At 67.8% G+C, this 7,537-nt stretch carries 4 protein-coding genes and 1 pseudogene; 3 read left to right on the plus strand and 2 right to left on the minus strand.

The features are described 5' to 3' along the window. Positions 1 to 367: 367 nt before the first annotated feature. Entirely contained in the window at positions 368 to 2,254 is a 1,887-nt protein-coding gene (locus tag CON76_RS05000; RefSeq protein ID WP_101102256.1) for a DEAD/DEAH box helicase, read from the plus strand. Positions 2,255 to 2,384: 130 nt separating this feature from the next. Here CON76_RS05000 and CON76_RS05005 read toward each other — a convergent pair whose 3' ends face one another. Then, entirely contained in the window at positions 2,385 to 4,775 is a 2,391-nt protein-coding gene (locus tag CON76_RS05005; protein WP_101102258.1) for a putative bifunctional diguanylate cyclase/phosphodiesterase, read from the minus strand. Between the two features lie 86 nt (positions 4,776 to 4,861). Between CON76_RS05005 and CON76_RS05010 the strand changes: the two genes are divergently transcribed. Further along, positions 4,862 to 5,743: a motility protein A gene (locus tag CON76_RS05010; protein WP_101102260.1), complete on the plus strand. Its 882-nt coding sequence runs from the start codon at positions 4,862 to 4,864 to the stop codon at positions 5,741 to 5,743. Then, the gene (locus CON76_RS05015; protein ID WP_101102261.1) at positions 5,740 to 6,624 is read left to right on the plus strand and encodes an OmpA/MotB family protein; all 885 of its coding nucleotides are present in this window, start codon (positions 5,740 to 5,742) and stop codon (positions 6,622 to 6,624) included. The genes CON76_RS05010 and CON76_RS05015 overlap by 4 nt, the downstream gene beginning before the upstream one ends. Positions 6,625 to 6,645: 21 nt before the next feature. Here the strand turns inward: CON76_RS05015 and CON76_RS13045 are convergent. Beyond that, positions 6,646 to 7,537: pseudogene (locus CON76_RS13045) on the minus strand (Na/Pi cotransporter family protein); the annotation flags it as partial.

Genomic DNA, 7,537 nt, shown 5'->3' on the forward strand with positions numbered 1-7,537 from the left:
ACCGGTCGCGGCCAGTTGGGCGGTTTTTTATGGGGCGGTACCCGCAATGGCACTGGTCAAACGCCGGGTTCTGTGTGACAATCACAGCTTCCCCGGAAAAAACATCCGGGTGAACCCTAGTGCATCTGCCTCACACTCAGGCCCCTTGCCAGTATTTGCTGGTTAACTGCGCGCACAGCGTGGTTCTTTTGGCCTTTCGCATTCCGCTTCCAGCGTTCATAACAGAACGCGGCGCATGCTGATCTGTTTGATGGTTGATGTTTTTTTGACCATGAACGGATCAAGCGATCAGACGCTCCCCCCGCCGGGAGTTCGCGCTGGCCTTGCTTCGCTCGATTGCGCCATTGTGTGCGCATGGACGAATGACATGACTGAAGCTGTAAACCTGACCACCGACCTGGTGGACACCCCCGTTTTCCTCGACACCACCACCGATACCACTGTGGACACCCACGCCGCGCCGGTGGCCGACACGCCCAACCTGTTTGCCGCCCTGGGCCTGGCCCCGGAGCTGGTACAGGCCGTGACCGACCTGGGCTTCACCCAGCCCACGCTGGTGCAGCAAGCCGCCATCCCCAAGGCGATGCAGGGTGGCCACACCGAAGGCTACACCGACCTGATGGTGTCGAGCCAGACCGGCAGCGGCAAGACCGCCGCCTTCCTGCTGCCCGTGTTGCACACCTTGCTGGAGCAGCAGGCCGCCGCCGAAGCCGAAGAGCGCGCCGAATGGGACCGCCAGGTGGCCGAGGCCGAAGCCGCTGGCAAGCCCGCCCCCAAGAAGCCCAAGCGCAAGAACCCGCTGCTGTCGCGCCACTTCAAGCCCGCCGTACCGGGCGCCCTGGTGCTGTGCCCGACACGCGAACTGGCGCAACAGGTGGCCAACGATGCGATCGACCTGGTCAAGCATTGCCGTGGCCTGCGCATTGCCAACGTGGTGGGCGGTATTCCTTACCAGGTGCAACTGGCCAAGCTGCAGAACGCCGACCTGGTGGTGGCCACGCCGGGCCGCCTGCTGGATCTGCAGCGTTCGGGCCAGCTGGAGCTGAACAAGGTGCAGTTCCTTGTGGTGGACGAAGCCGACCGCATGCTGGATCTGGGTTTCTCGGACGACCTGGCCGATATCAACCAGCTGACCATCCAGCGCCACCAGACCATGATGTTCAGCGCCACCTTTGCGCCGCGCATCCAGAGCCTGGCCCAGCGCGTGATGCGCACGCCGCAAAAGGTGCAGATCGACACGCCGCAAGACCGCCACAGCAACATCGAGCAAAAGCTGTTCTGGTGCGACAGCGCCGAGCACAAGCGCAAGCTGCTGGACCACTGGCTGCGCGACGCCTCGATTGACCAGGCGATCGTGTTTGCCAGCACCCAAATCGAGTGCGACAGCCTGGCCGAAGAGCTGCAACAGGTCGGTTTCTCGGCTGTGGCGCTGCACGGCGCCCTGAGCCAGGGCCTGCGCAACCGCCGCCTGACCGCACTGCGCAATGGCCAGGTGCAGATTCTGGTGGCCACCGACGTGGCAGCGCGCGGCATTGACGTGCCCACCATCACCCACGTCTTCAACTACGGCCTGCCGATGAAGGCCGAGGACTACACCCACCGCATTGGCCGCACCGGTCGCGCCGGTCGTCAGGGCCTGGCCGTGACGATGGCCGAGTTCCGCGACCGCCGCAAGATTGGCGAGATCGAGGCCTACAGCCAGCAACGCATCGACACCCACACCATTCCGGGTCTGGAGCCGCAAAAGCAGGTCTACGAAGACCGCCGCGACACGCGCCGCCCGGGTGGCGCTGGCCGTGGCCGTCCGCAATCGCGCGGCAACGACAGCCGTGGTGGTTTTGGCGGCTTCGGTGGCTTTGGCCGTGACCGCGACAGCGGTGGTGGCCGCTCGTTTGGCCGCGACGCCGCCCCCGGCGCAGGCCGTGGCGACTTTGCTCCGCGTGGCGAGCGTGGTGGCGATTTTGCCCCCCGTGGCCCGGCAGGTGGCGAGCGTGGCGGGCGTGACGCTGGCCGTGGTTTCGGCGCCTTTGGCCGCAGCGACAAGCCGGCGTTCGAGCCGCGCCGTGGCGAGCGCCAGTCCGAGTTCTCGGGCGCCCCGCGTGGTGGTTACGGTGATGCGCCGCGCCACGCCGCCGGTGGCCAGGACCGCCGCAATGGCCCGCCCGCCCGTGGCCACGGTGGCCCTGGTTTTGGTGGCAAGCCGTCGTTTGGTGGCGGTGCCCGCCCCGAAGGTGGCCGTCGCCAGCCGCGTTAAGACGCTGTGCGGGGCTGCTGTCCGGTGTGCATCGCCGGGCGTGTGGCCCAGCGCAAGAAAAAACCGCCTTCGGGCGGTTTTTTTTCGTCGCTACCTTGTGGCCAAGGGTGCTGCCGCGCGGGCGTCAGCCTCAGGGTGTGTGCGGGTACTGGCGCACGAAGGTCTCAAAGTCGGCGGCACTCAGGGGGCGGCTGAGGTGGTAGTCCTGAACCTCGCGGCAGCCGTGGCGGCGCAGGAATTCGAGTTGCTCCGGCGTTTCCACCCCTTCGGCAATGGTGATGAGGCCCATGCTCTCGGCCATGTGGACGATGGCTTCGACGATGCGGGCGTCCTCGGGGCTGCGCGTGACGTCGCGGATGAAGCTCTGGTCGATCTTGAGCTTGTAAATTTGGAAGCGCTTGAGGTAGTTGAGCGAGGAGTAGCCGGTGCCAAAGTCGTCCACCGACATGCGGATGCCGCGCCCGTGCAGCTGCGCCATGGTGGCGATGGCGCCTTCGGGGTCGTGCATGGCCACGCTTTCGGTGAGTTCGAGCTCCAGCCATTCGGGGGCCAGGCCGCTGTCGTGCAGGATGGTGCCGACCAGGTCGGGCAGCTCGGGCTGGCGGAACTGCACCGCCGACAGGTTGATGGCCACGATCAGGGGCGGCAGGCCCTGGTCTTGCCAGGCCTTGGCCTGCGTGGTGGCGGTGCGCAGCACCCATTCGCCGATGGCCAGGATCTGGCGGCTGCTTTCGGCCACCGGAATGAATTCGGCGGGCGACACCGGGCCCCACTCGGGGTGGTTCCAGCGCAGCAGCACCTCCACGCCGACGAGGCGGTTGTCGCACAGGCTCATCTGGGGCTGGTATTGCAGCCAGAGCTGGTCGCGCTCCAGCGCGCGGCGCAGGGCGTTTTCAACCTGCAGCCGCCGCACGGACTGGGCCTGCATCTCGGTGGTGAAGAAGCTAAAGCTGCTGCGGCCATTCTGTTTGGCGCGGTACATGGCGGTGTCGGCGCAGCGGTACAGGGTGTCGAAGTCGGGGCCGTCGTTGGGGTAGAGCGCAATGCCGATGGAGGGCGTGACGGTGAGCTCGTGCGTGCCGACCTGGTAGGGCTGCGACAGGCGTTCCAGGAAGTTGCGCGCCACCAGCGCCGCGCCTTCGGCGTCGGTCTCGGGCAATACGGTGACGAACTCGTCGCCGCCCATGCGGGCCACGGTGTCTTGCTCGCGCACGTGCTGGCTCAGGTGCTCTGCCACCTGCTTGAGCAGGGCGTCGCCCACCTGGTGGCCCAGCGAGTCGTTGACTTGCTTGAAGTGGTCCAGGTCGATGAACAGCAGGCTCAGCGGGCTCTGGTGGCGTTTGCATTGGGCCAGGTCGTGCTGGGCGCGGTCCTTGAGCAGGCTGCGGTTGGCCAGGCCGGTCAGGGGGTCGTAGTAGGCCAGGTAGCGGATGCGGGCTTCCTGCTCCTTGCGCTGGCTGGTATCGCTGAAGATGGCCAGGTAGTATGCGGTCTGGCCTTGTGCGTCGGGTACGCGGGTGATGGAGAGCCACTCGGGGTAGACCTCGCCGTTTTTGCGCCGGTTCCACACTTCGCCCTGCCACTGGCCGGTGGCGTTGATCTGCTGCCACATCTGGCGGTAGAAGCTGCGCGGGTGGCGCCCCGAGGACAGCGCGGCCGGGGATTTGCCCAGCATGTCTTCCACGCTGTAGCCGGTGATCTGGGTGAAGGCGCGGTTGACCTTGATGATTTTCTGTTGCGCGTCGGTGATGACGAAGCCTTCGCTGCCACCTTCGAAGAAGTGCGCGGCGAGCTTGAGTTGCTCTTCGGCGCGCTTGCGGGTGGTGATGTCGCGCGCCAGCAGGATGACGTGCGAGACCGGGTCGAGCGGGTTGCCGGCCTTGAGCGCGCCCGAGAGTTCGAACCAGCGCGTACTGCGGTCGGTGCGTTGCAGCGGGTATTCGCGCCCGCGCGAGTGGCCGGTGGTGTGGGCGTCGTGCAGGGCGGCCAGCATGGCGGCGCTGGCTTCGGGCGGTAGCAGCGCGGTGATGGGCTGGCCGATGCAGTCGGGCCAAGGTTGTTGCAGCGGGTGGCTGGCCTGGCTGTGCAGTTGCAGCAGGTGGCCTTGGGCGTCGAGCTCGAGCATCAGGTCGGGCACGGCCTCGAGCGTGGCCTGCAGCTGGCGCTGGGTGGCCTGGATGTCGGCGGTCTGGGCCTGGATAGCGGCCCGCAGCGACTGGCGCTGTACGCGCAGGTCCAGCAGCAACTTGGTCAGGTAGCCCAGCAGCAGGCTCAGCAGCCAGCCCATCACCTTGAGTTCGGTGTAGAGGTGCTGCTGGTCGGTGTCGCGCTGGGGCGGGGTGGCGGCTGGCTGGTCTGGCGGGGTGGTGGGTGCGGTGGGGGTGCTCAGGCGCAGCTGGGCAGTGCGCTGGTGGGCCTGGTGTTCGTGCTGTTGCTGTTCGACGTAGAGGTACACCGCCGCGCTGCCCAACACCCATACCAGCAACGCAATGCTCCAGTGGCGTTGTGCGGTGGTTTTCATACAGGGGGCGATTGTAGGGAATCTGGTCTTGGCTGCTGCACAATCCTTGTTTTGGCGCCGTGTGTGCCCCTCAAGGAGTTTGCAGAATGAACCCGTCCACCTTGATCGGGATGGTGGCCAGCGTGCTGTTGCTGGTGGTGATGCTGTTTTTTGCCGCCGACGACCCTTCGCGCTACATCGACTTGCCCAGCCTGGGCATTGTGCTGGGCGGCACCATGGCGGCCACGTTCCTGAGCTACCCGCTGCAGGAGGTGCTGCGCGTGCTGGGCCTGTTTGCCACCGTGATGCGCAACGAGCGGCTCTACATCCAGCAGGACATCGAGGAGCTGGTGCGCATCTCCAAGCTGTGGGCGCAGAACGACTTGCGCGCGGTGGAGAAGGCCGTCAGCCAGGTGACGAACCCGTTTTTGCGCACCGGCGTGCAGCTGGTGATCGACCGCACGCCCGAGGAAGATATTCTGGATTTGTTGCAGTGGCGTATTTCGCGCATGCGCGCGCAGGAGACGGCGGAGGCGCAGATCTTCCGCCTGATGGCCAACTACGCGCCCGCCTTTGGCATGGTGGGCACGCTGGTGGGTCTGGTCAACCTGATGGACTTGCTGGGCCAGCGCGACATGCTGCTGATTGGCCAGAGCCTGGCGGTGGCGCTGATGACGACGTTCTACGGCATCTTGCTGGCCAACCTGGTGTTCAAGCCGGTGGCGGTCAAGCTGGAGCGGCGCACCGAGCAGCGCCTGGTGCTGATGAACATGGTGCTGCAGGGCATATCGATGATGTGCGCGCGGCGCAGCCCGTCGCTGATGCGCGAGACGCTCAAGTCGTTTGTGGCGCAGTACGAGGACGAGATTTTTGACGGCGAGCCTGCCAGCTCCGGCTTCAACCTGGGGGCCATCGTGTCGCGCGCGGCGCCGGGTACCCCCGCTGCCGCTCCCGTGGCCCCCGACGCGGGCAAGAGCGCGCAGCCATGAGCACGCTGCCGCGACCGGGCCAGCAGGGGCCCCTTGGTGCTTCGGGCGCCTTGCCCCCGTTGCCGCCCTTGCCGCCCAGCCCATCTGCCGGGGCGCTGCCGCCTGGTGCGGCGCAGTTGCTGGCCGCACGCACCGCCCAGCAGCGCCAGACCGTGCGCGGCGGCCGCTTTGCGCGCTGGCACCAGGAACCGTCGGTGCCGCAGGAGGAGGAGACCTGGCTGCTGACCTACCTGGACGTGGTCACGCTGCTGCTGGTGATGATGGTGGTGATGCTGTCGATGAGCGAGCCGATCACGGGCAAGCCGCCGTTGCCGCCGTCGCAGGAGAGCGGGCCAGTGGCGCTGCAGGCCAGCGTGCCCGAGCCCGTGGTAGCGCCGCAGGTGCAGGCCGATGATCCGCTGGGCGACTTGCCGCTGGATCAGCTGGGCGCGGGCGTGGAGGTGGTGCGCGGCGAGGGCACGGTGAGTTTTCGCATCAGCAGCGAGCTGCTGTTCCCTTCGGGCGACGCGGGCCTGAGCCCGCAGGGGCTGCAGGTGCTCGACAGCCTGTTGCCCGCGCTCAACGCCGCGCAGCAGCACCGCGTGGTGGTGGAAGGCCATACCGACAATGTGCCGATCCACACGCCGCGCTTCCCGTCGAACTGGGAGCTGGCGGCGGGGCGCGCGGGCAGCGTGGTGCGTCACCTGCAAAGCCAGGGCATAGACCCCGCCCGCCTGCGCGCCACCGGCTTGGCCGACTCGCATCCGCTGGCCAGCAACGCCACGCCCGAGGGCCGTGCCGCCAACCGGCGCGTGGAGCTGGTGCTGGAGTCGGCCATCAGGCCGGGCCAGGCGGTGGTGCCGCCTCCAGTGCCGTCGGCAGCGCCTGCACCTGCGCCGTAGCGGCGAGGCTGCGGGACGCGCTCAGGCGCTGGGCGCCGGTTCGTCGGGGGTGGTGGCCAGGTCGGGCAGGGCGGCCAGCCGTTGCACCGCCTTGTCGGCCTGTTCCACCGCGCGGCGCAGGTCGCTCAGGCGCGCCAGCCAGTCGTACACGGTGTGGATCTGGCTGTGGCCGCCAGCGCCCAATTGCAGCAGCTGGGCCTTGGCGTTCTGGTAGGTGGCCTCGAAGCGTTCCCGCGCCTCGCTGGCCAGGTGGTGCTGGTGGTGCGGGGTGGGTGCGGTGTCGTCGGGTGCGGCCACCCGAAAGAAGGCCAGCGCGTCGGCAAAGGCGGGCACCACGCAGGCGATGGCGTCCTGGCCCTGGGCGTCGGGGCCACTGGCCGGCGGGTGTTCCGGGTGCGTGCTTTGCAGGCCGAGGTGGTACATGACGCGGGCCAGGGTGTCGAAATGGGTGGCGATGCGCAGCAACTCGGGCAGCTGGCGCGCCACGTCGTGGTGCATGGGGCGGCGGCTGATGTCGCTGACGAAGGTGCCGATGTGCAGCTGCAGCCGCTCCACCGTGGCCAGCTGGCGCGTCAGGGGCTGGTCCAGGTGGGCGGCGGGTGGCTGCCACGGCAGGTCTACAGGGTTGAGTTGGATGGCCTGCTGCGCCAGCCCGACCGCAAACTGCCCCATGCGCGCCAGCTCGCGCCGCAGCGCCTGCAGCGCCAGCACCGGCACGGCGGCCACGTTGCGGTCCAGGTAGTGGGGGGTGGCGTCGTCCTCGTCGCGGGTACGGAAGCGCCGCAGCAGCCAGCGCGCCAGCGGATCCGACAGCGGCCACATCAGCAGCACGCCCAGCACGTTGAACGCGGTGTGGAACAGCACCAGCTGCGTGACGGCGTCGCCATGGCCGTTGACCCAGACTGAGCGGCAA

Source organism: Macromonas bipunctata (genome assembly GCF_002837135.1).
Taxonomy (GTDB): Bacteria; Pseudomonadota; Gammaproteobacteria; order Burkholderiales; family Burkholderiaceae_C; genus Macromonas_A; species Macromonas_A bipunctata.

Bases quoted from the DNA above. Each gene is read 5' to 3' on its own strand.
- CON76_RS05005 (WP_101102258.1), bottom strand. From the start codon at position 4,775: ATGAAAACCACCGCACAACGCCACTGGAGCATTGCGTTGCTGGTATGG.
- CON76_RS05010 (WP_101102260.1), top strand. From the start codon at position 4,862: ATGAACCCGTCCACCTTGATCGGGATGGTGGCCAGCGTGCTGTTGCTG.
- CON76_RS05000 (WP_101102256.1), top strand. From the start codon at position 368: ATGACTGAAGCTGTAAACCTGACCACCGACCTGGTGGACACCCCCGTT.
- CON76_RS05015 (WP_101102261.1), top strand. From the start codon at position 5,740: ATGAGCACGCTGCCGCGACCGGGCCAGCAGGGGCCCCTTGGTGCTTCG.